Source organism: Streptomyces sp. NPDC016562, from assembly GCF_043076955.1.
GTDB lineage: Bacteria > Actinomycetota > Actinomycetes > Streptomycetales > Streptomycetaceae > Streptomyces.
The window spans coordinates 1175729-1202500 of the sequence record NZ_JBIBRZ010000001.1; the positions used below are offsets into that span (position 1 = coordinate 1175729).

Consider the following 26772-nt stretch of genomic DNA (forward strand, 5'->3'; position numbering starts at 1 on the left):
CGGTCATGACCGAGCACCCGCCCCCGCGCTGGGCCGTCGTCGGCAACCCGGAGAACCGCCGCGTCGCCCTGTTCACCCGGGCCGTCCTGGGCGCCGGCCTGCCCGCGCCCCGCGTCGTGCCCTGGACCTCGGTCCTGCGCGAGGGCGGTGCGGCCTTCGCCCCCGACGAGCTCGTACGCCTCGACTCGCCCGGCGAGAACACCGAGGTGGACCGGGCCCTGCGCGGCCTGGAGGACGCCACCCGCGTGGAGGGCGGCGCCCGCTGGTACGCCCGGTTCACCGCGACGGTACGGAGCCTGACCGGCGGCACACGGCTCGACGACGCCGACGAGCTGGCGGTCCTCTTCGACAAACGGCACTGCCACCGGGCGCTGGACACCGCCGGGGTCCCGGTACCCCGCTCCCCGACCTCCGGCGACGCCACACCGGTGCGCGGCTGGGAGGACGTGCGCGCCCTGATGGACACGCACGGCATGCCCCGCGCGTTCGTGAAGCTGGCGCACGGCTCCTCCGCGTCCGGCGTCGTCGCCGTCGAGACGGCGGGGCGGGGCCGCGTCCGGGCCGTCACCTCGGTCGAGACGTCCGAGGACGGACGTCTGTACAACTCCCTGCGGGTGCGCCGCCTCACGAGCGAGCGGGAGACCGCCGCGGTGGTCGACGCACTCGCCCCGGACGGACTGCACGTCGAACGCTGGTGGCCCAAGGCCTCCTTGGCGGGCCGCGCGGCGGACCTGCGCGTGGTCGTCGTGGCCGGGAGGGCCACCCACGCCGTGGTCCGCACCAGCCGCTCGCCGATGACCAATCTCCACCTCGGCGGGCAGCGCGGCGACCTGTCGGCCGTGGTCGAGGCCGCGGGGCCCCGCTGGGCCGAGGCCCTGGACGTCTGCGAGCGGGCCGCGGCCTGCTTCCCCGGAACCCTCTGCGTCGGCGTCGACCTGCTGCCCGCCGTCGGCTGGCGGCGGTTCGCCGTCGCCGAGGTCAACGCCTTCGGGGACCTGCTCCCGGGCCTGACCGGCCTGCCGGGCGGCGGAGCCGAGGGCCTCGATACCTACGCGGCCCAAGTCGCCGCCGCGCTCCCCTACGTGCGCCGCCGCCGCACACCCCAGCACCACCACCCGAGGAACCACCACCGTGCACCAGCCTGAGACCGGGCCCGACATGAACGAGGTCGTCGGCCGCGACGACCTGCTCCTGCTCACCCTGGACACCCTGCGCCACGACGTCGCCGCCGAGCTGGCCGCCGCCGGACGCATCCCGCACCTCGCCCGGCACCTGCCCGGTGGCGTCTGGGAGGAGCGGCACGCCCCCGGCAGTTTCACCTACGCCTCGCACCAGGCGATGTTCGCCGGGTTCCTGCCCACGCCGGCGGGGCCCGGGCCGCACCCGCGGCTGTTCGCCGCGCGCTTCGCGGGCAGCGAGAGCACGGCCGGCCGCACGTACGTGTTCGACACCCCGGACCTGGTCTCGGGTCTGGCCGCGGCCGGGTACCGCACGGTGTGCGTCGGCGGCGTCGGATTCTTCAACAAGCAGGGCGCGCTGGGAGACGTACTGCCCTCGATGTTCCAGGAGAGCCACTGGGAGCCCGAGTTCGGCGTGGCGTCCCCCACCTCCTTCGAGGCGCAGGTCGACCGGGCCGAGCGGATCATCGGCTCCCTCCCCGCGGAGCAGCGGCTGTTCCTCTTCCTCAACGTGTCCGCGCTGCACCAGCCCAACTGGTTCCACCTGCCCGGCGCGACCCGGGAGGCCGGGGACAGCCTCGCCACCCACGCCGCCGCTCTGGAATACGTCGACCGCCACATCGGCCGCCTCTTCGCCGCGATGAGCTCGCGCCGCCGCTGCTTCGCCGTCGTCTGCTCCGACCACGGCACGACCTACGGCGACGACGGCTACACCGGCCACCGCCTCGCCCACGAGGCCGTGTGGACCGTGCCGTACGCCCACTTCTTCCTGGAGCCGTCCGCATGAGCGCCATAGCCCTAGCCACTGCCGACGCGGCCGCGGCCGCCCGTGGCGACGTCCGCCCGTACCAGAGCTACGTCTACGCCTATCCCCACAAGACCGCGTACCGCCCGCTGCCCGACCGGCCCGCCCTGCGCGACCTGTGGCGCGGCGAGGACAAGAGCGCGCTCTCCCTCTACCTCCACATACCCTTCTGCGAGGTCCGCTGCGGCTTCTGCAACCTCTTCACCCGCATCGGCGCCCCCGACGGCCTCACCGGCCGCTACCTCGACGCCCTGGAGCGCCAGGCCGACGCCGTCCGCGAGGCCCTCGGCGACGACGGTCCGGTGCGCTTCGCCAATGCCGCCTTCGGCGGCGGCACACCGACCTTCCTCACCGCCGACGAGCTGACCCGGCTCTGCGACATCGCCGAGCGGCGCATGGGCGCCGACCTGCGCTCCGTACCCCTCTCCGTGGAGACCTCGCCGGCCACCGCGACCGCCGACCGGCTCGCCGTCCTCGCCGAGCGCGGCGCCACCCGTCTCAGCATCGGCGTCCAGAGCTTCGTCGACGCCGAGGCACGGGCGGCGGTGCGCCCGCAGCGACGCTCCGACGTCGAGGCCGCGCTCGGCCGGATCCGCGCGGCCCGCATCCCGGTCCTCAACATCGACCTCATCTACGGCATCGACGGCCAGACCCCCGCCACCTGGCGCACCTCCCTGGACGCCGCCCTGGCCTGGGAGCCCGAGGAGCTGTACCTATACCCGCTGTACAAGCGCCCGCTCACCGGCCTTGCCCGGCGCCGCACGGCGCACACCGACGCCGAGTGGGACGAGCAGCGCCTGGACCTCTACCGCCGGGGCCGCGACCACCTCCTCGCCCACGGCTACGAGCAGGTGTCCATGCGCATGTTCCGCCGGGCCGGCGCCGCCCCGCAGGGACCGGAGGACCACGCCTGCCAGACGGACGGCATGATCGGCCTCGGCTGCGGCGCCCGCTCCTACACCTCCGCCCTGCACTACTCCTTCGACTACGCCGTCGACATGGGCGAGATCCGGACGATCATCGACGACTACACGGCCACCGAGGACTTCAGCCGCGCCGACCGAGGCTGGTCGATGGACGGCGGCGAGGCGCGCCGCCGCCACCTCCTCCAGTCCCTCCTCCAGGCCCGGGGCATGCCGCTCGCCGAGTACCGCGAGCGCTTCGGGGCCGGCCCGTACGAGGACTTCCCCGTCGAGCTCGCCGACTTCGCCGCCCGCGGCTGGCTCGAGGGAGCCGGGACGCGGGGCGAGTGGCTGCGTCTGAGCCCGGAGGGACTCGCCCACTCCGACGCCCTCGGCCCGGCGCTCTTCTCCCCCGCCGTCCGGGCCGCCATGGCCGCCTACGACCCGAAGTAGCCGCTGTGGACCTGACGATCCTGTACCGCGGACCGCTCGCCTCCTGCGACTACGACTGCCCCTACTGCCCGTTCGCCAAGCGCCGGGACACGCCCGTCCAGCTGCGCGCCGACCGCGCGGCCCTCGACCGGTTCACGGCCTGGGCTGCGGCGCAGACCGGGGACCGGCTGTCCCTGCTCTTCACCCCGTGGGGCGAGGGTCTGGTCCGCTCCTGGTACCGCCGCGCGCTGGTGGACCTCTCGCACCAGCCGCACATCGCCCGCGTCGCCATCCAGACCAACCTCAGCTGCCGGACCGACTGGCTCGCGGCGGCCGACCCGGACACCCTGGCCCTGTGGTGCACCTACCACCCCGGCCAGACGCCCTACGCACGCTTCCTCTCGAAGCTCGGGGAGCTGGCCGACCGGGGCATCCGCCACAGCGTGGGCATCGTGGGACTGCCCGAGAACCTGCCGCACGCGCGCCGGCTGCGCGCGGACCTGCCCGACCACGTCTACCTCTGGGCCAACGCCGCCGAGGGCCACACCTACAGCGATGCCGAGGCGGAGGCGTGGTCGGCCGTGGACCCGCTCTTCGCGTACAGCCGCCGGGCGCACCGCTCGGCCGGGCTGCCGTGCCGCACGGGCGAGTCGGTCATCTCGGTGGACGGCGAGGGCACGGTCCGCCGCTGCCACTTCGTCCGCACGGAGCTCGGCAACCTCTACGACGGCTCCTACCGCGCGGCCCTGGCCCCCCGCCCCTGTCCCCTGTCCGTCTGCGACTGCCATATCGGCTACGTCCATCTGGAGACGCTCCCCCTCTACGACGTCTTCGCGGGCGGAGTCCTCGAACGCGTTCCGGCGGCCCCGGTGGTCCGCCCCTAGAAGGCCGAGTGGGCGAACCAGTGGTCGAGCAGGTCCGTGTCGCCGCGCCGGTCGAAGGCGTCGCTGTGGTGCTCGCGCCGGCCGTAGAGGAGCAGCAGGAGGTCCGCGGCCGTGCCCCGGACCGTGGCGTCCGCCGTACGGGCCCCGGCGCGGTCGGCCTCCAGCGCGAAGCCGTCGGGCCGCAGGCGGACCACCCAGTCACCGCGGCCGTCCTCGTCCCCATCCGCGTCCGTGCAGCTGAAGCGGATCGTCCGGTCGGGTGCACGCAGATGGGCCGTCAGCGGGGCGAAGGGCGTCGCGAACGGCAGGTTGGTGAGGAACTCGTCGATGCCGTCGAGGGCCAGCGCGCGGTCGACCTGCGGCGAGAGCCCGAGCGCGAGCTGGGCGTCCACCCGGTGGATCAGGGTCTCGAAGAGCATGCGCCGGACCCAGAACCGGGCGTGCTGGTCGACCCCCCAGGCCCACATCGGTGCGTCCAGGTCGGTGGCGGCGAACACCTCGGCCGCCTCCGCCGCGCCCTCGACCAGCCAGTCCGGGAGGCCGCCGGGGTGCTCGGGCAGGCGCAGGTCGACCTCACGGCTGGCCGGGGGCTGCTGGACGCGCCGGCGCAGCAGCTCGCCGAACCAGCGATGCACGCTGCCAACGTGCTGCGTGAGGTCGGCCAGGGCCCAGCCGGGGCAGGTCGGCACCGGGGTGGCGAGGTCCGCCGCCGAGACCGTGGCGTGGAAGCGGGCGGCCTCGGCCGCGACGGCCGCTTGGTGCTGGGCGGGGGTCATGCGGTGGCCCTTCCTGAGGCGGGTGCCGCCCCGGGCGGCGCAGATGCTTGAGGGGATGGATGTTTCATACCCTCAAGCAAATGGGAAGGTAATGCGCGGGCGCCGACGGTGTCAATTCGCTCCTCGCGGGTCAGCTCGTGCGGTACACCGCCGCCCGGGCGGCGAGCTGGGCGATGCCCGCCTCCACGTCGGCGTCGACCGCGCTGCCCGAGAGGTGTTCGCGCAGCAGGCCGCGGGCGGCGAAGGCGATCGTGATCTCGGCGGTCACACGTCAGGCGCGGTCGCGAAAGCCCCGGTTGACCGCCGAGACGACCGCCTTCAGGGAGGCCGTCACGATGCTGGAGTCGAGGCCCACGCCCCAGAAGGTCCGGCCCTCGACCGAGGCCTCCACATACGCGGCGGCGCGGGCGTCACCGCCCGTGGACATCGCGTGCTCCTGGAAGTCCCCGACCCGTACCTCGATGCCCAGGGCGCCGAGCGCGGAGACGAAGGCGTCGATGGGGCCGTTGCCCACCCCGTCCAGGGTCTTCTTCTCCCCGTCGAGCAGCACCTCCACCGAGAAGGAGTTCTTCTCGTCGATGACGGCGGCCGACTGGTGGGACAGCAGCGACATCCGGCCCCACGGCGCCACCGCGCCGCCCTGGCCCACCGCGCCCGCCTCCGGAGAGTCGACCGGCAGGTACTCCTCGACGAAGGCCTCCCACATCTGCGCGGGCGAGACCTCCCCGCCCTGGTCGTCCGTACGGTTCTGGACGGCCTGGGAGAACTCGATCTGCAGACCGCGCGGCAGGTTCAGCTTGTGCTCGGTCTTCATGATGTGGGCGATGCCGCCCTTGCCGGACTGGGAGTTGACCCGGATGACGGCCTCGTAGCTGCGGCCGACGTCCTTGGGGTCGATGGGCAGGTACGGAACCGCCCAGCCGAAGCCCTCCACGGGGGCGCCCGCGGCGGCGGCCGAGCGTTCCAGCGCCTCCAGGCCCTTCTTGATCGCGTCCTGATGGGATCCGGAGAAGGCCGTGTAGACCATGTCGCCGCCGTACGGGTGGCGCGGGTGCACGGGGAGCTGGTTGCAGAATTCGACCGTGCGGCGGATCTCGTCGATGTCGGAGAAGTCGATCATCGGGTCGATGCCCTGGCTGAAGAGGTTCAGGCCCAGGGTGACCAGACAGACGTTTCCGGTGCGCTCGCCGTTGCCGAACAGGCAGCCCTCGATGCGGTCGGCGCCGGCCAGGTAGCCCAGTTCGGCGGCGGCCACGGCCGTGCCGCGGTCGTTGTGCGGGTGCACGGACAGGACGACCGCGTCGCGCCGGTCCAGGTGGCGGTGCATCCACTCGATGGAGTCGGCGTAGACGTTGGGCGTGGCCATCTCGACGGTGGCCGGGAGGTTGACGATGACCTTGCGGTCCGCCGTCGGCTGCCACACGCCGATGACCGCGTTGCAGATCTCGGCGGCGTACTCCAGCTCGGTGCCGGTGTACGACTCCGGCGAGTACTGGAAGCCGATCCCGGTGTCCGTCATCCGCCCGGCGAGATCGGCGCACAGCTGCGCCCCGCGCACGGCCAAGGCGGAGACCTGGTCTCGGTCCATGCCGAACACGACGCGGCGCTGGAGGGTCGACGTCGAGTTGTAGAGGTGGATGATGGCGTGCCGGGCGCCGCGCACCGCCTCGAAGGTGCGCTCGATGAGGTGGGCGCGGGTGGGCACCAGGACCTGGATGGCGACGTCGTCGGGGATCCGGTCCTCTTCGATGAGCTGCCGGATGAAGTCGAAGTCGGTCTGGCTCGCCGAGGGGAAGCCGACCTCGATCTCCTTGTAGCCCATCGAGACGAGCAGGTCGAACAAGCGCAGCTTGCGGTCCGCGCCCATGGGGTCGATCAGGGCCTGGTTGCCGTCGCGCAGGTCGACGGCGCACCACTGGGGCGCCTTGGTGAGGGTCTTGCCGGGCCAGGTGCGGTCGGGCAGGTCGATGGCCCGGAAGGGCTGGTACCGCTCGAACGGCATGCCGGAGGGCGCCTGGACCGGGAAGCCGGGGGCGCGCCGGACGGAGGGGGTGGAGTTCATGGGGAGATGTCCTCTGTGGATCGTCGCGGCTGCGGGCCAACTGTGGGGCGCATGGCCGGACCCCGCGCCGAGGAGGTCAAGCCCTAGAGGCCCTCGGCGCGGCGGATAAGAAGGAGGGAATGCCGTGTATGTCGCGCATGTCAGATCTGCCCGCCGCAGCCCGTCCTTCGTCACTGTGGGTAGCGCACGATCAGGAGGGCCTCGACGTCTCCGGAGGGTGCCTCGTACAGGTGCGGGACGTCGGCCGGCCAACTTCCGTGCGCCCCGGGGCCGATCAGGGCGGGCGCGGACAGCGCGCCGGCGCGTGCGGTGCCGGCGAGGACGACGAGGTGCTCCGTCGCGCCGGCGGTGTGCGCGGCGGACTCCTGCCTCGCCCCTGCGCGGATGCGGATGCGGTAGGTCTCCGAAACCGCGTCGTCATCCTCGAACCGCTCGATGAGGACGGCGTCCACGGCGTCGCCGGAGATCGTGGCGGGGGACGCGAGGTCGAGCAGCGCGGCGCTCAGGGGCACTGCGAGCGCCGTCGTCAGGGCGTAGAGCGTCTCCAGAGTGGGGTTGCGCCGACCGCTTTCCAGCTCGGAGAGCGTGCCCTTGCCGATGCTGGACCTGCGAGCCAGTTCGGACAGGGACATCCCCTGCACTTCGCGCAACTCCCGCAGGCGCGAGCCGACGCGGGCGGCCAGATCCATGGTGTTCCTTCTCCTCATCGGGGGCGGTTGCTCCACGCCCCGAGGGGATCTATCGTTCCACAAACAGAACGTTCCGTCTATGGAACGCATGCTGGTGCCACTTTGCACGAAGGAGTCACATGGCGCCCCAGGAAGGCGCGGCCCTGCCCGCCCGCAGCATGGAGGTGGCGCGCGCCCTCGCCGCGGCCGGCATCACGGGCGAGGTACGCGAGCTCACGGAGTCGACGCGCACGGCCGCCGAGGCCGCCGCGGCCCTGGGATGCGAGGTGGGCGCGATCGCCAACAGCCTCGTGTTCCTCTCGGACGACGAGCCCGTCCTGGTCCTGACCAGCGGGCGGCACAAGGTCGACGCGACGGCGCTCGCCGCCCGGTGGGGCCGCGGCACGCTCCGGCGCGCCACCCCGGAACAGGTGCGCGAGGCCACCGGGCAGGCGATCGGCGGCGTGTCTCCCGTCGGCCACCCCCGGCCGCTTCCCACGGTGGTCGACGCGGCCCTGACGGAGTACCCCCGCCTCTGGGCCGCCGCCGGAACTCCCCGCACCGTCTTCCCCACCACCGCCGATGAACTGCTGCGCCTCACGGGAGGGACCCTGCTCCCCGTCGGCCCCTGACGGTCGGGCCGGAGGCTCCGGTGCGGTCGTCAGCGCGGCGCCTCGTCCTGCGTCCGGTCGGCGACGACGACCGCCACGTCGTGCGCCAGAGCGCCCTGTGCATCACCCGGGCGTGGGGCCGCCACCCATCGGCGCATCGGCCGACCAGGAGCGTCCTGCCTCGGGCCGGACCGGGTAGGCATGCGGCAGGCGGCGGGACACCCCCGCTGCGCACCACCATCCCACCGCCCCCGAGTCGTCCGGAGCGCCGCCCCCATGAGTACACCGCAGGCTCCCCAGGTCTCCCGCGAGGAGTTCGACGCCCTCTTCGCCTCGGTCCGTACGTGGGGCCGCTGGCCCGCCGCCGACCGGGGCGCCTGGAACCGGGTCACCCCGGACCACGTGCGCCGGGCCGCGGCCCTGGTCGGGGACGGCACGGTGGTGCCCCTGGGATTGCCGTGGAACACCCAGGCCGGCCCCGACAACATCAAGCCGGCCCTCCACTACATGTCCGACCTCGGCGATGTGGAGCCGTCGGAACCGGCCACGCACAAGGACTTCCTCGCCGTCGACTACCACGGCAAGGCCGTCAGCCACCTCGACGCGCTGTCCCACGTCGCCTACCGGGGGCAGCTCTACGAGGGGCACCCGGCCCGCGAGGTCATCGGCGCCGGCGGAGCCCGCTTCGGCTCGGTGGCGGCCCTCGGACCGCTCGTCACCAAGGGCGTGCTCCTCGACCTGCCCGCCGTCCTCGGGACCGACTGGCTGGAACCGGGCCACGCGGTCCGCGCCCGCGACGTCGTCGACGCGGAGCGGGCGCTCGGCGTCGGGATCGACGACGGGTGCGCGGTGCTCGTGCGCTCCGGCCGGTTCCGGCGCCGCCGCGAGCGGGGGCCGTGGGACGTCGACGCCGCCAGCGCGGGCCTCCACGTCGACGCGCTGCCGCTGCTGGCCGCGCGGGGGATCAGCCTGCTCGGCGCGGACGGGGACAGCGATGTGCGGCCCTCCCCGGTGGAGGGCCTGCACTCCCCCGTGCACGCTCTCGCCGTCGCGGCGATGGGGGTGCCCCTGCTGGACAACCTGGACCTGGAGGCCCTGTCGGCCGCGTGCGCACAGGCGGGACGCTATGAGTTCATGATCGTGGTGACGCCCCTCAACGTCCCCGGCGGCACGGGATCACCGGTCAATCCGGTCGCCCTCCTGTGAGTGGCAAATCGCCAGGAATATACTCAAAAGGCGCCGTTTCAACTTCTGCCGCACGGCCCCGGAACCACGCGGCCCGGAGCGATCATCCGGTACGGCCGACGGCGCACCGGCAAGGGAAGTGATGCAGATGGGGGTCACGGGAGAGCAGATCGGCCCCGCACGCTCCCGTGAGCGGTTCCTGGGTGGCGAGGCGGCCGGGAACGGGGTGCGAGGCCCCATCCTGGACTCCTGGCAGCGCTGCCGGCTGCTGGGCCTGTCCCCGGAGCAGACCGAGCTGCCCTACCGCGACGACTTCGACCCGGACAGCCGGCTCGTACGCGCCGCCGGGCCCGTCCTCGACCAGTTGCAGTCCCGGTTCTCCGGCAGCCAGATGAACATCTCGGTCGCCGACGCGAGCGGCATGGTGCTCCAACGCCGCTTCGGCGAGCCCTCCCTGGCCCGCACCCTGGCCCCCATCCAGAGCGTGCCCGGCTTCGTCTTCGCCGAGCGCTTCGCCGGGACCAACGGCATCGGTCTCGCGCTGGCCGAACGGGGGCCCATCCGGGTCTTCGGCGCGGAACACTTCGCCGAACGCGCCCAGCGCAACGCCTGCTGCGCCGTCCCCATCCGCGACCAGCTCAGCGGGCACATCGTGGGCGTGCTCTGCTTCGGGTACCCGCACGCCTACGAGCGACCGGCCCTGTCCGTCCTGCTGCGCCGGGCGGCCCGGACCATCGAGCGGCGGTTCGTGGAGGAGAGCTCGGCCCGCGAGCGCGGGCTGCTGCGCACGTACCTCGACGCCGAACGGCGTGCCCGCGCGGGCGACGGCCCGCTGAACGGACACCACCACGGGGCGGCCGGGCTGAACGCGCTGGACGAGCTGACCGACCTGGAGCTGGACCCGTACGAGCAGACGCTCCTCAAGGAGAAGGCGACCGAGTTGATCTCCGCGTCCCGGCGGGCCGCCGTCGGCGTGGCCCTCCCGCACGGCCGCGAGGCCGTCCTGCTGAGCCGCCCGGTCACCAGCCGGTCCGGCGTGCGGGGCATGGTCGTCGAAGCCGTGCTCAGCGGGGACACCCCGCCGGTCCACCACCTCTCCGTAGCGCCCCGCCCCGGCCCCTCCCCCGCAGGCCCGCCGCCCGCCGGGCCCGCGCCCGCCGCCCCGCCCGCGCCCGGCACGCACCGGGGCCTGGTGCTGCTGGGCGAGCCGGAGGTCGGGAAGTACGCCATCGCCGCGCGGCGCCGCCTGGAACTGCTGGCCGAGGCCAGCAGCCGCATCGGCACCACCCTGGACGTGACCCGTACCGCCCGGGAGCTCGCCGAGACGGCCGTGCCGGCCCTGGCCGACTACGTCACCGTCGACCTGCCCGAAGCCGTCCTGCGCGGCGACGAGCCCACCGCTCCCGGAGCCGGCCTGCACCGCACGGTGGTCCACGGCGTCCGGGACGACGGCCCCCTCCACCCGGCCGGACACCCCGTGGAGCTCCGTCCCGGCACCCCGCAGGAGCGCTGCCTGACCGGCGGACACGCCGTCCTGGAACCCGAACTGGCCTCCGCGGCGGGCTGGATCGCGCAAGACCCCGAGCAGGCCCGGCGGCTCCTCGCGCACGGCCTGCACTCCCTCATCGCCGTCCCGCTGCTCGCGCGCGGCGTCCTGCTGGGCATCGCGAGCTTCTACCGCTCGCAGGATCCCGCCCCCTACGGGGACGACGACCGCCGCCTGGCCCAGGAGCTCGCGACCCGCGCCGCCCTGTGCATCGACAACGCCCGCCGCTACACCCGCGAGCACACCCTGGCCCTGACCCTCCAGCGCAGCCTGCTGCCCCGCGGCCTGCCCGAGCAGGGCGCCGTGGAGGTCGCCCACCGCTACCTGCCCGCCGAGACCGGGGTGGGCGGCGACTGGTTCGACGTCATCCCGCTGTCCGGCGCCCGCGTCGCCCTCCTCGTCGGCGACGTGGTCGGCCACGGCCTGCACGCCGCCGCCACCATGGGACGGCTGCGGACCGCCGCGCGCACCTTCGCCGAACTGGACCTCGCCCCGGACGAGCTCCTCACCCATCTGGACAACCTCCTGGTGCGCCTGGACCGGGAGGAGGGCGACGACCCCGCCACGGGCAGCACCGGCATCGCCGGCGCCTCCTGCCTCTACGTCGTCTACGACCCCACCTCGCGGCGGTGCACCATGGCCCGGGCCGGCCACGTGCCCCCCGCGGTGGTCCGGCCCGACGGCACCGTGAGCTTCGCGGAGCTGCCCGCCGGGCCCCCGCTGGGTCTGGGTGGCCTGCCCTTCGGGACGGCCGAGATCGAGCTCCCCGAGGACAGCACGCTCGTCCTCTTCACCGACGGGCTCGTCGAGGACCGCCACCGCGACGTCGACGTCGCCCTCGACCGGCTGCGCGGCGCCCTGGCCCACGCCGGCCGCAGCGCCGAGGACACGTGCCGGGCCGTCATGGACGCCATGGCACCCGAGCACCCCCGCGACGACGTCGCCCTGCTCGTCGCCCGCACCCGCAGCCTGCCCGCCGACCGGATCGCCGCATGGGACCTGCCCGCCGATCCCGCCCGGGTCTGCGACATCCGCGCCGCCGTCACCCGCCAACTGACCCGATGGGGGCTGGAGGAGCTCTCGTTCGCCGCCGAGCTGCTGCTCAGCGAGCTGGTCACCAACGCCGTCCGCTACGGCGCCGAGCCGATCCAGGTGCGCCTGATCCACGACCGCGCCCTGATCTGCGAGGTCTCCGACGGCAGCAGCACCGCCCCGCACCTGCGGCGGGCCGCCACCACGGACGAGGGCGGCCGGGGCCTGTTCCTCGTCGCCCAGCTGGCCCAGGCCTGGGGCACCCGCTACACCCCCCGCGGAAAGGTGATCTGGGCCGAATGCGCCCTGGACGCGGCGTAAGGCCCGCTCTAACCGGGTTTGCCCGCTGGCTGCCAGTAGCATCCTCCCTGTCCCGCCCTCCCGAGAGGGGGAACCGAGGTCGGCCCCGGAGACGTCCGTGCATGACGCCCATGACCCTTCCGACACCTCGACGAGCCGCCCGCCCCGGCGCGGCGGCGGGGAACCGCTCGTACGGATCCGCGGTCTCGGCAAGCGGTTCGGAGGCACCGTGGCCCTGGACGCGGTCAGCCTCGACGTCCACCGCGGCAGCGTCCTCGCCCTCCTCGGCCCCAACGGCGCCGGGAAGTCCACGCTCGTCAAGGTGCTCGCCGGGGTCCTCCCGGCCGACGAGGGCGAGGTGACGGTCGCCGGCCACCCACTCGGATCCGAAGCCGCCCGCGCGAAGATGTCCTTCATCCACCAGGACCTCGGCCTGGTCGAGTGGATGACGGTCGCCGAGAACGTCGCCCTGGGGACGGGCTACCCGCGCCGCCACGGCCTCATCTCCTGGCGGCGGACCCGCGAGCGCTGCGCCGAGGCCCTGCGGACCGTCGCCGGGCACCTGGACCCCGGCGCCCGGATCGCGGACCTCGCGCCCGCCGAGCGTTCCCTGGTGGCCATCGCCCGGGCCCTCGCCCGCCGCGCGGAGCTGTTCGTGCTCGACGAGCCCACCGCCACGCTCCCCGGCGCGGACTGCGCCCGGCTCTTCGGCGTACTGCACGCCCTGCGGGACCGCGGGCACGGCATCGTCTACGTCAGCCACCGGCTCGACGAGGTGGACCGGGTCGCCGACGCGTTCGCGGTCCTGCGCGACGGCCGCCTGGTCAGCGGCGGCCCGCTCGCCGGGTACGGACCCGATCGCCTGGTCCGTGACATCGCGGGCGGCGTCCCGGCCCGTCGCGGGCCCGCCGCCGCCGTACCCGCGGGCCGTCCGCCCCTCCTAAGGCTCGACGCCGTGACGACGCGGCGCACCGGGCCCGTCAGCCTGGACCTGGCGCCCGGGGAGATCCTCGGCATGGTCGGGCTGACCGGCGCCGGCCACATGCACCTGGGCCGCGCCCTCGCCGGCGCGCTGCCGCCGCTCGGCGGGCGGGCCCTGCTCGGCGGGCTGCCGTACCATCCGCGCAGCGTGGCCGCCGCCCTCGGCCGGGGAGTCGGCTTCGTGCCCGCCAACCGTCAGGAGGAGGGCTGCGCCCCCGATCTGACGGTCCGGGAGAACCTGCTGGCCAACCCCCGGGCGGCGGGCGTGCCCTCCTGGCGCTGGCTGGGTCCGCGGCGCGAACGGCGGGAGGCCGCGGCCCTGATCGAGCGGTTCTCGGTACGCCCGCGCGACAGCGAGGTGCCCCTGGCCACCCTGTCCGGGGGCCATCAGCAGAAGGTCCTCCTCGGCCGCGCGCTCCGCGGGCGGCTGCGCCTGCTGATCCTGGAGGAGCCGACGGCGAGCGTGGACGTCGGCGCCAAGGCGGCGATCCACCGGCTGATCGACGACGCGGCCGCGCGGGGCCTCGCGGTGCTGCTCGTGTCCACCGACTTCGAGGAGGTCGCGGACCTCTGCCACCGCGCGCTGGTCTTCGTACGGGGAGCGGTGACGGCCGAGCCGGCGGGCGCTGCCCTGACGCCCGCCGCGCTCACCCGCGCCGCCTCGGCCATGCCCGCGATCACGGGTAGCACGGCTGCGAACACGGCCGACGGAGGCACGGCGACCGGAAGCACGGGAGACCGGTGAGCGCCCGCATCCCGGGTGGGCACGTCCTCGGGGTCTACGGGCTGCCGGTCCTGACCGGGCTGCTCTTCCTCGTCTTCTCCCTCGCCCTCCCCGACACCTTCCCCACCCGGGACAACGTGTCGTCGATCCTGTCCAACCAGTCGATCCCCGCCCTGCTCGCCCTCGGTGCGACGATCCCCGTCGTCACCGGCAAGTTCGACCTGTCCATCGGCTACGGGCTGGGCCTGGCGCACGTCCTGGTGATGCACTTCGTCGCGGACGAGGGGGCTCCCTGGCCGCTCGTCTGCCTCGCCGTCGTCGTCGGCGGGGCGCTGGTCGGCGCCCTGAACGGCGTCGTCGTCGAGTTCGCCCGGATCGACTCCTTCATCGCGACGCTCGGCACCGGCAGCATCATGTACGCCTGCACGGGATGGCTGACCGACGGCAGCCGGATCGTGCCGGGCCCCGGTGGCCTTCCGGCCTCCTTCACCGCCCTCTACGACGCCCGGTTCCTCGGCCTGCCGGTGCCCGCGTTCTACGTCCTCGCCGTCGTCGTCGTCCTGTGGGTGATGCTGGAACGGCTGCCGTTCGGCCGCTACCTGTACGTCGTCGGCTCCAACCCCCGCGCCGCCGGCATCATCGGCATCCCCACCCGCCGGTACACCGTGTACGCCTTCGCCGGATCGGGCCTGGTCGTGGGCGTCGCGGGGGTGCTGCTCGCCGCGCAGCAGCAGGTCGGCAACCCCAGTGTCGGCCTGGACTACCTGCTGCCCGCCTTCGTCGGTGCGCTGCTCGGCTCGACCACGATCAGGCCCGGTCGCGCCAACGCGCTCGGAACCCTCGTGGCCGTCAGCGTGCTCGCCGTCGGTCTCGCCGGGATCGGCCAGCTCGGCGCCCGGTTCTGGGCCACTCCGCTGTTCAACGGGGGCACGCTGCTGCTGGCGGTCGGCCTGGCCGGGTACGCGGCCCGGCGGCGCCTGCGGACGCGGGCGACGGACGACCGCCGCCCGCCCGAGGAACCGCCCGGGCCGTCGGCGGCGTCCGCGGCCGAAGCCCGATAGCCCGCCAGCGCACCCCGGTCAGGAGCACCGTGTACCCGAACCGAACCGGCGTCCTCGCCGCCGCGGCCCTGTGGGCGGCCGCCTGCACCCTCCTCGCGGGCTGCGGAGGCGGCTCGTCGCGGACCTCCCCGGCGGCCTCGCCCTCGGCCGCCGGCTGCCCGGCCGTCCTCGCGCGGGCCAAGGCGGCCGTGCGGGCGGCCGAGCGCACGGACCTCTCCTGGAACGGCCCCACGACCGGCCCCGAGGCCGTCGCCGGCAAGACGCTCGTGTACGTCGCCCAGACGATGACCAACCCCGGGGTCGCCGGGGTCGCCGCGGGCGTACGGGACGCCGCGGCGGCCATCGGCTGGCAGGTCCGGGTGATCGACGGCGAGGGCACCCCGGCGGGCCTCCAGGCCGCCCTCAGCCAGGCGGTCACCCTCAGGCCCTCCGGCATCGTCATCAGCGGCTTCGATCCCCTGCTCACGGCGCGGCAGACGGCGCGGGCGCAGGCCGCGGGCATCCCCCTGATCGGCTGGCACGCGGTCGGTTCCCCCGGACCGAGCACGAGTCCCCGGCTCTTCACCAACATCACCACGCGGGTGGAGGAGGTCGCGGGGGTCAGCGCGGACTGGGTCATCGCCGGGTCCGACGGCCACGCCGGGGTCGTCGTCTTCACCGACGACTCCATCCCCTTCGCCCGCGACAAGGCCGCGCTGATCAAACGGCGGCTCGCGGCCTGCCCCGCGGTGACGGTGCTGGCGACCGAGAACATCCCCATCCCGGACGCCAGTCAGCGCACCCCGCAGCGGGTCTCCGCCCTGGTGTCCCGCTTCCGGGACCGGTGGACCCACTCCGTCGCGATCAACGACCTCTACTTCGCGGACGCCGCCCCGGCGTTGCGCGCCGCGGGGCGCCCCGGCGGGGGACCGCCCTTCAACATCGGCGCGGGCGACGGTGACCCCTCCGCCTTCCAGCGCGTCAACAGCCGTGGTTTCCAGGCCGCCACCGTCCCCGAACCGTTGGCCCAGCAGGGCTGGCAGATCGTCGACGAGTTCAACCGGGCCTTCGCCGGCCGCCCCGCCAGCGGTTACGTCGCGCCCGTCCACGTGGTGACGGCCGCGAACAGCGGCGGTGCCACCTCCTGGGATCCGCAGGGCTACCGGGAGGCCTACCGCAGGATCTGGCGCGGTGAGTGACCCTGCGCCCGGGGCGTCCGCCTGGTGTGCCGCAGGTCGCTCACCAGGACTCCTCCTCGTCGCCTTCGGCCAGGGTCGCGGCCAGCTGCCCGAGCAGGTGCGCGAGGTGCGTCCGCTCGTCGTCGCCGAGCCCGGCGAGGAGCCTGCGCTGGTTGTCCAGGTGGACGGCAATCAGCCGGTCGGTCAGTGCGACTCCCTCGGGAGTGAGGGTGATGAGGCGTCCGCGTGAGTCGGCGTCGGCGACGGCCCGCTCGACCAGACCGCGGGCCCGGAGCCGGTCGACCCGCTTGGTGACCGCGCCGGTGGTGACGAGCACGGTGCGGCTGAGTTCGCCCGCGGAGAGCGTGTAGGGCGCTCCGGCGCGGCGCAGTGCGGCGAGCACGTCGAAGTCGCCGTTTCCCAGTCCGGCGGCGGCGAACGGCGGGCGCAGGCGCCGGTCGAGCGTGTCCGTGAGCCTGAAGAGGCGGCCGATGACGAGCATCGGCGTCGCGTCGAGGTCGGGGCGCTCGCGTTCCCACTGTGCGGCGATGGCGACGATCTCATCGTGTTCGGGTTCCATGACTTCCATTCTATCTTCCATGGAAGATAGAATGCCTTCCATGGAAGATAACCCTGTCGCCCAGCAGCCGTCCCAGCAGCCGACGCGAGTCGACTGCTTCTTCGACCCCGCCTGCCCCTACGCCTGGACCACCTCCCGGTGGCTGCTGGAGGTCGAACGCCTCCAGCCGATCGATCTGCGCTTCCGGATCATGAGCCTGTCCGTACTCAACGAGTACCGCGAAGTCGAGCCCTGGTACCGCGAGTTCAACGACCGCGCCTGGGGCCCCGCACGGGTGTGCGCGGCCGCCGAGGCGCTCCACGGCAACGCGGTCCTGCGCGACCTCTACACCGCACTCGGCACCCGCATCCACGGCGAGCGGAACAAGGACTACGACGCGGTCGTCACCCAGGCCCTCGACGAGGTGGGCCTGCCGGCGTCCCTGGCCAAAGCCGCGTGCGGCGACGAGTTCGACGCCGCCCTGCGTGCGAGCCACCTGGCCGGGCAGGAAGCGGTCGGGGAGGAGGCGGGCACGCCCGTGGTCACCGTGGACGGCGCCGCCTTCTTCGGCCCGGTCCTCACCGCCATCCCCCGCGGCCGGGAAACGGTACGGCTGTTCCAGGCCCTGCGGACCCTGGCGGGGATGGACGCGTTCGCGGAGCTGAAGCGGGGACGCGGTGCGCTCGACCTCGGCTGAGACCCTCGTACGCACCCGGCGGCGCTTCGTCACCGCCAGCCTGGTCGACTCGGTGGGCGACGGCATCTACGTGCCCTTGACCCTGCTGTTCCTGCACTCGCTCACGGGGCTGTCGCTGACCTCGGTCGGCGCGGGGCTGACGGCCGCCGGGCTGTGCGCGCTGGCGTTCATGCCGGTGACGGGCGTCCTCATCGACCGGCTCGGCGGCCGGCGCGTGTTCATCGGCGCGCTGGCGCTGCGGGCCGCCGGGTTCGCCGCGTACCCCTTCGCCGACTCCTATCCCGCGTTCCTCGCGGTCGCGCTGGTGGTGGCGGTGGGGATGTGGGCCTCCTCGCCGAGCCAGCAGGCCCTGATCGGCGACATCGCGGAAGGCACCGAGCGCGACCGGCTGCTGGCCTGGAACCGCAGTCTGCGCAATGCCGGCATGGGACTGGGCAGTCTGGCGGCGGGCGGCATGCTCGCCTTCAGCGGTAGTACCGGCTTCATCGCCGTCTCGGCGGCCCTCGCCTCGGTCTTCGCCGTCGCCGCGGCCCTGGTCGGCCGGGTCCCGGCGCGGCGCAGGAGCGCGATCGGACCGGAGGGGGGCGGGGACGGCTTCCGGACGGTGCTCGCCGACCGCCCGTACCTGCTCCTCACGGCGGCCAATTTCCTCATCGCCTTCGGCTACACCGCCCAGGCCATGGCCCTGCCCGTCTTCCTCACCCGCGACGTCGGCATCCCCGAGGTCCTCGCCGGAGCCGTGTTCGCGGTCAACACCGCGCTCGTCGCCGCGCTCGGCGTACCGGTCGCCCGCCTGACCCTGCGCGGGAGGCGTACGCGCGGGGCCGCACTCGGCGCGGTCGTCTTCGCCTTCTCCTTCGCCGCCTTCGCCGTCCTTCCCGGGCTCACCGGCGGTTCCACCGCCTTCCTCGCGGTCCTGGCCGTCGCGGTGCTCTACACCGCCGGGGAGCTCGTCCACTCCGGCCCCGCGCAGAGCCTGTCGGTCCAGGCCGCACCCGACCACCTGCGGGGCCGGTACCTGTCGGTCTACCAGCTGTCCTGGTCGCTGTGCCGTACCGTCGCGCCGCTCCTGCTGGGCTTCCTGCTGGAGGCCGGCCCCTGGCAGCTGTGGACGGTCCTGGCCGTGCTGGTCCTGGCGGGCGCGTGCGTCCTGCTGCTCGCCGAGCGCTCGCTGCCGGTGCACGTACGCGGCGGCCGCGAGGCCGCCACCGCCGCTCCCGCGCAGGTCACGGCCTGACGGCCCAGGCGGTGCCGCGCCGTGCGGCGGGGTCTGCGGATGCACGGCGGCTGTAGGAGTGTCAGGTTCTCGGAGCCGCCGGATTCGGCTCGTTCGCCGCGTGGATCGAGCAGCCCTTCAACAATCCTCCGCCCCAGCCGCGCATCGTCCTGCAGAGGTTCTCCGGCGGCAACCCGGCCGGGGCGCCCGTCCAGGTCGACTCGGCGGACATCGACACGGCGCACCGCCCGTCCGTGACCCGCATGGTCGACGGGGGCTGCGTCGTCGCCTGGACGGTGGACCCCTCCGCCATCGGCGGCGGCGCGTCATCGCGGGCAGCCCCCGGGACTTCAACCGCACGGCGCCGGCCCTCACGCCCCTGCCCGGCGGGCGCTTCCTGCTCGCCTGGGTGGAGAAGAGCGCCGTGACCGTCTCCACCGTCCCCCACGTCATGGCGATGCTGTGCTCGGACTCGGAGCTCTCCCTCGGTCCCCCGGTCCAGGTCAGTTCGGGGACGGCGAAGAACCGCTTCCACACGTGCGCCGCGGCGGCCTTCGGCAGCGGCCTCGAGGGCGTCCTCCTGGCCTGGTCGGACCAGGACGCCGACGGCGGCGTCACCGTGCGGGGCCGCACGTTCGACGTCGTCTCGAACCAACTCACCTAGCAGGGTCGTCCGCAGGAGGCGTGAGTGCTGCGCGGCGGAGGGAGAAGGGCAAGCGGGGATACGTCACCCCTTGCCACTCTCAACTTATAGCGCACCGGGGGGCTTGCGGCAAGACCCCGGCCGTACCGCAGAATCGCTCGTCCAGGCCGGAAACTGCGAAGCGGGGGATGCACAACATGCGTGTGCGGGTGAGGACTTACGGACCGTGCGAGGACGTCGGGCCGGTGTGCGCGCCGACCGACTGCGAGAAGCTGACCCAGGAGCTGAACTGACCGACATGAACTCCCTCACCACCAGCACGTTCGACCTTCCCGACCACCTCTCCCCCAAAGCCGACCCCGCACTGGTCGACGCCGACGAGCGGCACTTCGCGGCCATCGCGGAGAGCCTCGGGCAAGCCGTCGCCGAGGTCTCCGAGCGCCTCGACGCCACCCGCAGGGCGCCCGGCGGCATCGGCCGCGAGGCGATGGACCGGGACACGGAGATCCACCGGCTGACCGGTCGGCTGCGCGCCCTGCGCCGCTTCGGTCTGGACCTGTGCCTCGGGCGCATCGTCAGCGACCAGGACCCCGAGCCCGTCTACATCGGACGGCTCGGCCTCACCGACAGCTCGGGACGGCGCCTGCTGCTGGACTGGCGCTCCCCCGCGGCCGAGCCGTTCTTCGCGGCGACCCACGCCCGGCCGATGGGCCTGGCGAGCCGCCGCAGGTACCGCTGGACCCGCGGCCGGATCACCGACTACTGGGACGAGGTGTTCACCGCCGACGGGCTGGAAGGGCACGCCGCGCTCGACGACCAGTCGGCCTTCATCGCCAGCCTGGGCGGCGACCGGTCGTCCCGCATGCGCGACGTGCTCGGCACCATCCAGGCCGACCAGGACGCGATCATCCGGGCGGGCTCGCGCGGCGCCCTCGTGGTCGACGGCGGCCCCGGTACGGGCAAGACCGTCGTCGCCCTGCACCGCACCGCGCACCTCCTCTACTCCGATCCCCGCCTCGGCCACCGTCGGGGCGGCGTGCTCTTCGTCGGCCCGCACCGGCCCTACCTCGACTACGTCGCCGACGTCCTGCCGAGCCTCGGGGAGGAGGGGGTGCGGACGTGCACCGTGCGCGACCTCGTCGCCGAAGGAGCCGAGGCGGCGGTCGAGAGCGACCCGGAGGTGGCCCGCCTGAAGTCGTCCGCGGACATGGTGAAGGCCATCGAGCCGGCCGTCGGCATCTACGAGGAGCCGCCCACCCGGGGGATGACCGTCGAGACCCCCTGGTCCGACATCTGGCTGAGCGCCGACGACTGGGCCGCGGCGTTCAGGGCGCCGGAGCCGGGCACGGCCCACAACGAGGCGCGTGAGCAGATCTGGGAGGAGCTGGTCGCGATCCTGCTGGACAAGCACGACGGTGACGAGGAGGTCCCGCCGGAACTGCTGCGCAGGTCGCTGCGGCGGAACAGGGAGCTGGTCACGACGCTCGACCGCGCGTGGCCGATGCTCGAACCGACCGACCTCGTAGGAGACCTCTGGTCGGTACCCGCCTACCTGCGCAAGTGCGCCCCCTGGCTCAGCCGCGACGAGGTGCACCGGCTCCAGCGCGCGGACGCCCAGGCCTGGACGGTGTCCGACCTGCCGCTCCTGGACGCGGCCCGCCAGCGCCTCGGTGACCCGCAGGCGTCCGCGCGCAAGCGCCGGCGCGAGGCCTCGCTCGCCGCCGAACGCGAACGCATGGCGGGCGTCATCGACAGCGTGCTCGCGGCCGACGCCGACGGCGAGGGCGCCGTGACGATGCTGCGGGGCAAGGACCTGCAGGACAGCCTGATCGACGAGAGCGCGCTGCCCGGCACCGAACGGGACCCGCTCGCCGGCCCGTTCGCGCACATCGTCGTGGACGAGGCCCAGGAACTCACCGACGCCGAGTGGCAGATGCTCCTGCTCCGCTGCCCGTCCAAGAGCTTCACCCTGGTCGGTGACCGCGCCCAGGCCCGGCACGGTTTCACCGAGTCGTGGCGGGAACGGCTCCAGCGGGTCGGGTTCGACCGGATCAGCCAGGCCTCGCTGAGCATCAACTACCGCACGCCGCAAGAGGTCATGGAGCAGGCGGAGCCGGTCATCCGGGCCGTGCTCCCGGACGCCAACGTGCCGGCCTCCATCCGCAACAGCGGCATCCCCGTCGTCCACGGATCCGTCGCGGACCTGGACTCGGTCCTCGACACCTGGCTCGCCGGGCAGGCCGAGGGGATCGCCTGCGTCATCGCCGCGGGCGGCCTCGACGACGCTCCGTTCGCCGCGCGACCCCGCGTACGGTCACTGACCCCGGGGCTGTCGAAGGGGCTGGAGTTCGACCTGGTCGTCCTGGTCGACCCCGAGTCGTTCGGGGAGGGCGTCGAAGGGGCCGTCGACCGCTACGTCGCGATGACGCGGGCGACCCAGCGGCTCGTCGTCCTGACGAGCGGGTAGCGGACACCCGCGTGTCCTGCCCGGCCGGAGACGGCCGGGCAGGACACGGTGGCCGTCTCAGCGGCCGGTGGACGCGCCGAACCACTGCGGCAGGTGGGCGAGCAGGTCCTGCTGGTCCTCACCGGCCCACGCCACGTGGCCGTCCGGCCGCAGCAGCACGGCGGGCACGTCCAGGTCCTCGCTGACGTCGAAGACGTGGTCGACGCGGTCCGCCCAGCCCTCCACCGACAGCCGGCCGGTCTGGTCGAGCAGCAGCCCGCGTCCGCCGTGCATGTGCTCGTAGAGACGTCCCTGCTTCAGCTGCACGTCCCGCATCCGCCGGCCGAGGAGTGGGTGGCCCTCGCCGAAGTCGTAGCGGACCTCGACCGCGGTGATCATCCCGGTCACGTACCGGTTCACCTCCTCGAAGTCCATCAGCTTCGAGAACAGCTCCCGCAGCGCGGTCGCCCCCGGATCGGCCCCCAGCAGGGTGATCTGCGCGCGGGTGTTGGCCAGTACGCGGGCCCCCACCGGGTGCCGTTCGGCGTGGTAGCTGTCGAGCAGTCCCTCGGGAGCCCAGCCGGCCACCGCCGCGGCCAGCTTCCAGCCGAGGTTGAAGGCGTCCTGCACGCCGAGGTTGAGCCCCTGCCCGCCGGTCGGCGGGTGGACGTGCGCCGCGTCGCCGGCGAGCAGGACCCGGCCCACCCGGTAGCGCTCGGCCTGCCGGGTGGCATCGCCGAACCGGGACAGCCAGCGCGGCGCGTGCACGCCGAAGTCGGTGCCCGCGCAGGCCCGCAGCCGCTGCTTGAACTCCTCCAGCGTCGGCGGGGTCGTACGGTCCTCGGCCACCCCGTCCGCGGGGACGACGACGCGGTACAGGCCGTCGCCGAGGGGCGCCAACCCGAACCGCAGCTGGGTCCTGCGGACTTCCTCGACGGCGGCGGCGATCGTCGCCGGGTCCTCGGTCACCGCCATCTCACCCAGCAGCGTTTCGACCGTGGCGGGCTCGCCGGGGAAAGCGACGCCGAGCCGCTTGCGGACCAGGCTGCGGCCGCCGTCGCATCCGACGAGGTAGCGCGAGCGCAGCCGGGTCCCGTCCGCCAGCTCGACGCTCACCGCCTCCTCGTCCTGGCTCAGCCCGACCACTTCGCAGCCGCGCCGGATCTCCGCGCCGAGTTCGAGCGCACGCTCGTGGAGCAGCCGTTCGGTGACCGGCTGCGGGGTCGCGAGACCGTACGGATGAGCCGTGTCCAACCGGTCCGGCCACGGCTTCACGATGCCGCCGAAGAGGCCACCGGCCTGGAACTTCTCGCTGACCGCGAGGAACCGGTCCAGCAGGCCGCGCTGGTCCATCACCTCGACGCTGCGCGCATGGAGGCCCTGCCCGCGGGATTCCCGGGTCGGCTCGGTCAGCCTCTCCAGCACGACCACGCCCACCCCGTGCAGCCGCAGCTCGGCGGCCAGCATCAGTCCGGTCGGCCCACCGCCGGCGATGATCACGTCAATCAGCACAACAAACCCCCATGTAGACGCGCGGTCCGCGCTTCGAAGGGCGATTCTGCGGGACGGCGGGGGCCTTGCCGCAAGCCCCCCGGTGCGCTATACCTTGAGAGTGGCAAGGAGTCCGTATCTCCTTGCCTTTCCTTTTTTCGGCCGGGCGCGGGTCCTCGCGCGGGCCTGCGGGCGGGTCTCCGGGCGGGGCCGCCGATATTCGCGTGCCGCGGCGTCGGCGGAGATGCAGACTCGCTCCATGGCGGACATGCGAGCGTTCCAGGACGAGATCACACACCGGGCGGCCGCCGGACCCGGCGGGCCCCTCGGGTCGCTGAGCGACCTGGCCGAGCGGCTCGGGGTGCGGACGGCGGTACTCCTGGAAGGGCCCAGCGACGTCGCGGCCGTTGAGGCGCTGGCCGCCCGGCGCGGCCGGGACCTGGCCGCCGAGGGGGTGTGCGTCGTGTCGATGGGCGGGGCGATGAGCATCGCCCGCTACGCCGGCCTCCTCGGGCCCCCCGGCCTCGGCCTGCGCCTGGTGGGGCTGTGCGACGAAGGCGAGCGGCCCTTCTTCGACCGCGGTCTGGAGCGGGCGGGGGCGCCGCTCAGGGATGTCTTCGTGTGCGTGTCGGACCTGGAGGACGAGCTCATCCGCGCGCTGGGCACGGCGCGGGTGGAAGAGATCATCGGGATGGAGGGCGACGACCGTGCCTGGCAGACCTTCGTGCGTCAGCCCGCGCAGCACGGCCGCCCCCGGCACCGGCAGTTGCGGCGCTTCCTCGGCACGAAGAAGGGCCGCAAGATCCGCTACGGCCATCTCCTCGTCGAGGCCCTCGACGGCGAGCGGGCACCGGCCCCGCTCGACGACCTGTTCGCGAGCCTGTGACCGAGCCCCCGACCGTCGTCGGGCCTCCGGCGCCGGTCAGGCGGCGCTCCACCCGCCGTCCAGGGGGATCGACGCGCCCGTGACGTAGCCGGTGTGCGGGCCGCACAGCCACAGGACGGCGGCGGCGACCTCCTGCGGCTCTATCAGCCGCTTGACCGCGGAGCGGGTGAGCAGGACGTCGGCGACCACCTGATCGGCCGCGATCCCGTGCGCGGCGGCCTGGGCGGAGATCTGCCGTTCCACCAGCGGTGTCCGGACGTAGCCGGGATTGACGCAGTTGCTGGTGACGCCGTGCGGGGCGCCTTCGATGGCCGCGACCTTGCTCAGGCCTTCGAGGGCGTGCTTCGCCGTCACATAGCCCGCCTTGAACGCGCTCGCGCGCCGGCCGTGCACGCTGGAGATGTTGACGATGCGGCCCCAGCCCTGTGCGCACATGTACGGCAGGGTCTGGCGGAGCAGGAGGAAGGGGGCGTGGACCATGACCCGCTGGAGGAGTTCGAACCGCTCCGGCGGGAACTCGGCCAGCGGGGCGACGTGCTGGAGCCCGGCGTTGTTGACGAGGACGTCGATGGCGGTGGGGAGCTCCCCGATGGGCTCCGCCTGCGCCAGGTCCACCACGTGGGCGCGGCCGCCGATCGCCTCGGCGACGGACCGGACCGCGGCGCCGTCCACGTCCACCGCGTGTACGTGCGCCCCGGCGGCGGCGAGCGCGACGGCGCAGGCCCGCCCGATGCCGCTGCCGGCGCCGGTCACCAGGGCGGTACGGCCCGCCAGGTCGGTGCCGGTGCCCGCGGCGGCTGCTGTCCCGTGGGCCGGGGAAGGGAATCCGCTTGTCATGGCGGGAAGCATGCGGGACGGGCACGGCCCATTCCCATGTGCGCACCCGCCATAGTCACACCCGGGGTTGTGTGGCCCCGCCCAGGCGTATGCCGGTGGTCCGTCAGGTGATCGGGTGGAGGCGGGACGGGACGGCCGGTGAGGTCTCCGGGGCCGCGTCGACGGCGGTCAGGGCGCTGCCCGCCAGCCAGCTCCGCCAGTCCACGTTCCAGTCGCCGAAGCCGTTGGTGAAGGGATCCATCCTGGCCCCGCCGCTGTTGACCACCTCCACGATGTCGCCTTCGCGGACGGTGTCAAAGAACCAGGCCGCGTCCTCGGTGCTCATGCCCGTGCAGCCGTGGCTGACGTTCTCCTCGCCCTGCGCCTCGACCGACCAGGGCGCGGCGTGGATGTACTCACCGCTCCAGGTCACGCGGGTCGCGTAGAGCACGGGCAGGTCGTAGAACTCCTTGGTGCCGCGCTTGATGCCGACGGAGTCCCCCCGCATCCGGACCTTGGGCTCCTTGCGCAGGACGACCTTGATGCCGCTGCGGGTCCTGAACCCCGCCTTGCCGGTGGTGACGGGGATCGTCCTGATGACCCGTCCGTTGCGGCGTACGGTCATCAGGTGGGTGGCGGAGTCCGTGACGGCCTCGATCCGGTCCCCGATGGTGAACCGCAGGTCCTCGGAGGGGCCGCCGTACTCGCCGTCCCCGAGCTCCACCCCGTCGAGACCGCTGCGGACGCGGACCACGGTGTGGGCGGGCCAATATGTGCGCGGCCTGAAGTGCAGGGTGGAGTCGTCGACCCAGTGCCAGGCGCCTTCGACGTGGGGCTCGGAGGTCACCTGGAGCGCCTGCTCCAGCCGGGCGCGGGCCGGGAGGTCGTCCGCGGGCACCGGCCGGCTGAGGGCGGCCGTCACGATCTCCCCGGCACCGTACGTGCCGGGGCCGGGTCCGAACTCGACCGTCAGCCTGCCCCCGTCCGCGGGCGGCGCGGTCCGGAACGCCATCGTCACCCCGACCGGCGTCCCGGCCGCGTCCTGGGCTCCGACCTGCACGGTGTACGTCTCCCCCGCCCGCAGGGGCTCGGTGTTCAGCCAGCGCTCGCTGTGCGCGGCGAGCTCACCGGACAGGTGGCGCCCGTGCGCGTCGCGCACGGTCACGTCGGTCAGGCGCCCCGGCTCCCCGAGGGTGATCTGCAGCGGCCCGTCCGCGTCCGTGGGACGCTCCTCCTCCCGCGCCGCGCCCGCCGCGTCCCCGAGGGACGGCTCCTTCAGTACGGATCCCACGCCGCGGGCGGTGGCCCGTACGCGCTGCTCCTGCCAGGCGCTGCACAGGCCGGGCCGGAACATGCGCGTCGCGCACCTCCCGCCTGCGCCCTCGTGGCGGCCGTGGCCCTCGGCGTCCCGGTCCAGCATCCTCCCGACCAGGAGGGTGACCGCCGCCTCCCGCGGCGGGCCTCCCGGGGCCCGCTCGATGGCGTCCGCATCGGGCACCCGGCCCGGCGCCGCGGCGACGACCAGCAGGGCCCCCGTCACCGCGGCCACGGCACCCCACGCCTTGGTCGGTCGTGTCCGTCGCTTGTGTGGCATAGCGGCATTAAAACGATGGGGCGCCCACATGATGATCATGTACGCGGCACTGCCGCCGAAAGGGCGGCCCAAGTGAACTCGGACGGAGCAAAGGACCGCCCCTCCACGGTGAGTTCGATA

Annotated in this window: 23 protein-coding genes; 15 read left to right on the plus strand and 8 right to left on the minus strand. The window is 73.8% G+C overall.

All coding sequences use genetic code 11. From position 1 onward, the window contains the following. The first annotated feature begins 5 nt into the window (after positions 1-5). From ACF059_RS05475 to ACF059_RS05490, 4 genes are read left to right on the plus strand one after another with little or no spacing between them, the layout of a single operon-like run. Positions 6-1145, plus strand: a complete 1140-nt coding sequence (locus tag ACF059_RS05475; RefSeq protein WP_392051705.1) for an STM4014 family protein — start codon at positions 6-8, stop codon at positions 1143-1145. 13 nt (positions 1146-1158) lie between these two features. Further along, positions 1159-1965: an STM4013/SEN3800 family hydrolase gene (locus ACF059_RS05480; protein WP_366868535.1), complete on the plus strand. Its 807-nt coding sequence runs from the start codon at positions 1159-1161 to the stop codon at positions 1963-1965. Then, positions 1962-3338, plus strand: a complete 1377-nt coding sequence (locus tag ACF059_RS05485) for an STM4012 family radical SAM protein (RefSeq protein WP_392051708.1) — start codon at positions 1962-1964, stop codon at positions 3336-3338. The genes ACF059_RS05480 and ACF059_RS05485 overlap by 4 nt, the downstream gene beginning before the upstream one ends. Positions 3339-3343: 5 nt before the next feature. After that, positions 3344-4201, plus strand: coding sequence for an STM4011 family radical SAM protein (locus ACF059_RS05490; protein ID WP_392051711.1), 858 nt, complete (start codon positions 3344-3346; stop codon positions 4199-4201). Here the strand turns inward: ACF059_RS05490 and ACF059_RS05495 are convergent. The 4 genes from ACF059_RS05495 to ACF059_RS05510 all read right to left on the minus strand — a co-directional run bounded on the left by ACF059_RS05495 (position 4198) and on the right by ACF059_RS05510 (position 7728). Further along, on the minus strand, positions 4198-4977 hold the full coding sequence (locus ACF059_RS05495) for a maleylpyruvate isomerase family mycothiol-dependent enzyme (RefSeq protein WP_392051714.1): 780 nt from the start codon (positions 4975-4977) through the stop codon (positions 4198-4200). The genes ACF059_RS05490 and ACF059_RS05495 overlap by 4 nt on opposite strands. A 130-nt stretch (positions 4978-5107) precedes the next feature. Next, on the minus strand, positions 5108-5245 hold the full coding sequence (locus ACF059_RS05500; RefSeq protein ID WP_392051717.1) for a hypothetical protein: 138 nt from the start codon (positions 5243-5245) through the stop codon (positions 5108-5110). A 3-nt stretch (positions 5246-5248) separates the two neighbouring features. Continuing rightward, entirely contained in the window at positions 5249-7039 is a 1791-nt protein-coding gene (gene leuA, locus ACF059_RS05505; protein WP_392051719.1) for a 2-isopropylmalate synthase, read from the minus strand. Between the two features lie 170 nt (positions 7040-7209). Then, the gene (locus tag ACF059_RS05510; RefSeq protein ID WP_392051722.1) at positions 7210-7728 is read right to left on the minus strand and encodes a helix-turn-helix domain-containing protein; all 519 of its coding nucleotides are present in this window, start codon (positions 7726-7728) and stop codon (positions 7210-7212) included. Between the two features lie 119 nt (positions 7729-7847). On the opposite strand from ACF059_RS05510, the gene ACF059_RS05515 reads away from it, so the two are divergent. From ACF059_RS05515 to ACF059_RS05540, 6 genes are all read left to right on the plus strand, one after another. After that, complete coding sequence (locus ACF059_RS05515) at positions 7848-8339, plus strand: YbaK/EbsC family protein (protein WP_392051725.1); 492 nt, start codon at positions 7848-7850, stop codon at positions 8337-8339. A gap of 255 nt (positions 8340-8594) precedes the next feature. Beyond that, positions 8595-9524 carry a cyclase family protein gene (locus ACF059_RS05520; RefSeq protein WP_392051728.1) on the plus strand — a complete coding sequence of 310 codons (930 nt, stop codon included), beginning with the start codon at positions 8595-8597 and terminating at the stop codon, positions 9522-9524. A 127-nt stretch (positions 9525-9651) separates the two neighbouring features. Beyond that, on the plus strand, positions 9652-12402 hold the full coding sequence (locus ACF059_RS05525) for a SpoIIE family protein phosphatase (RefSeq protein WP_392051731.1): 2751 nt from the start codon (positions 9652-9654) through the stop codon (positions 12400-12402). Between the two features lie 97 nt (positions 12403-12499). Then, positions 12500-14107 (plus strand): sugar ABC transporter ATP-binding protein, encoded by a 1608-nt coding sequence (locus tag ACF059_RS05530; RefSeq protein ID WP_392051733.1) that lies wholly within the window; start codon positions 12500-12502, stop codon positions 14105-14107. Next, positions 14104-15147: an ABC transporter permease gene (locus tag ACF059_RS05535; protein ID WP_392051736.1), complete on the plus strand. Its 1044-nt coding sequence runs from the start codon at positions 14104-14106 to the stop codon at positions 15145-15147. Before ACF059_RS05530 ends, ACF059_RS05535 begins: the two co-directional genes overlap by 4 nt. 29 nt (positions 15148-15176) lie before the next feature. Further along, positions 15177-16325: a substrate-binding domain-containing protein gene (locus ACF059_RS05540; protein ID WP_392051738.1), complete on the plus strand. Its 1149-nt coding sequence runs from the start codon at positions 15177-15179 to the stop codon at positions 16323-16325. A gap of 40 nt (positions 16326-16365) precedes the next feature. On the opposite strand, the gene ACF059_RS05545 is transcribed toward ACF059_RS05540, so the two are convergent. Beyond that, positions 16366-16884, minus strand: coding sequence for a MarR family winged helix-turn-helix transcriptional regulator (locus ACF059_RS05545; protein WP_392051741.1), 519 nt, complete (start codon positions 16882-16884; stop codon positions 16366-16368). Between the two features lie 40 nt (positions 16885-16924). Here ACF059_RS05545 and ACF059_RS05550 point away from each other — a divergent pair, with 40 nt between their 5' ends. The 4 genes from ACF059_RS05550 (at position 16925) to helR (ending at position 21886) form a co-directional block, all read left to right on the plus strand. Beyond that, on the plus strand, positions 16925-17560 hold the full coding sequence (locus ACF059_RS05550; RefSeq protein ID WP_392051744.1) for a disulfide bond formation protein DsbA: 636 nt from the start codon (positions 16925-16927) through the stop codon (positions 17558-17560). Continuing rightward, on the plus strand, positions 17541-18797 hold the full coding sequence (locus ACF059_RS05555; protein ID WP_392051747.1) for an MFS transporter: 1257 nt from the start codon (positions 17541-17543) through the stop codon (positions 18795-18797). Before ACF059_RS05550 ends, ACF059_RS05555 begins: the two co-directional genes overlap by 20 nt. A 403-nt stretch (positions 18798-19200) precedes the next feature. Then, entirely contained in the window at positions 19201-19440 is a 240-nt protein-coding gene (locus ACF059_RS05560; RefSeq protein ID WP_392051749.1) for a hypothetical protein, read from the plus strand. 277 nt (positions 19441-19717) lie between these two features. Further along, a complete protein-coding gene (helR, locus tag ACF059_RS05565) occupies positions 19718-21886 on the plus strand; it encodes an RNA polymerase recycling motor ATPase HelR (protein WP_392051752.1) in 2169 nt (722 codons plus the stop codon). A gap of 57 nt (positions 21887-21943) precedes the next feature. Here helR and rox read toward each other — a convergent pair whose 3' ends face one another. Next, positions 21944-23374 carry a rifampin monooxygenase gene (gene rox, locus ACF059_RS05570; protein WP_392053078.1) on the minus strand — a complete coding sequence of 477 codons (1431 nt, stop codon included), beginning with the start codon at positions 23372-23374 and terminating at the stop codon, positions 21944-21946. A gap of 241 nt (positions 23375-23615) precedes the next feature. Here rox and ACF059_RS05575 point away from each other — a divergent pair, with 241 nt between their 5' ends. Beyond that, on the plus strand, positions 23616-24242 hold the full coding sequence (locus tag ACF059_RS05575) for a TOPRIM nucleotidyl transferase/hydrolase domain-containing protein (RefSeq protein WP_392051754.1): 627 nt from the start codon (positions 23616-23618) through the stop codon (positions 24240-24242). 36 nt (positions 24243-24278) lie between these two features. On the opposite strand, the gene ACF059_RS05580 is transcribed toward ACF059_RS05575, so the two are convergent. Both ACF059_RS05580 and ACF059_RS05585 read right to left on the minus strand, forming a co-directional pair. Beyond that, positions 24279-25079 carry a 3-hydroxybutyrate dehydrogenase gene (locus tag ACF059_RS05580; protein WP_392051757.1) on the minus strand — a complete coding sequence of 267 codons (801 nt, stop codon included), beginning with the start codon at positions 25077-25079 and terminating at the stop codon, positions 24279-24281. A 103-nt stretch (positions 25080-25182) separates the two neighbouring features. After that, positions 25183-26652: an Ig-like domain-containing protein gene (locus ACF059_RS05585; RefSeq protein WP_392051760.1), complete on the minus strand. Its 1470-nt coding sequence runs from the start codon at positions 26650-26652 to the stop codon at positions 25183-25185. Positions 26653-26772 lie beyond the last annotated feature (120 nt).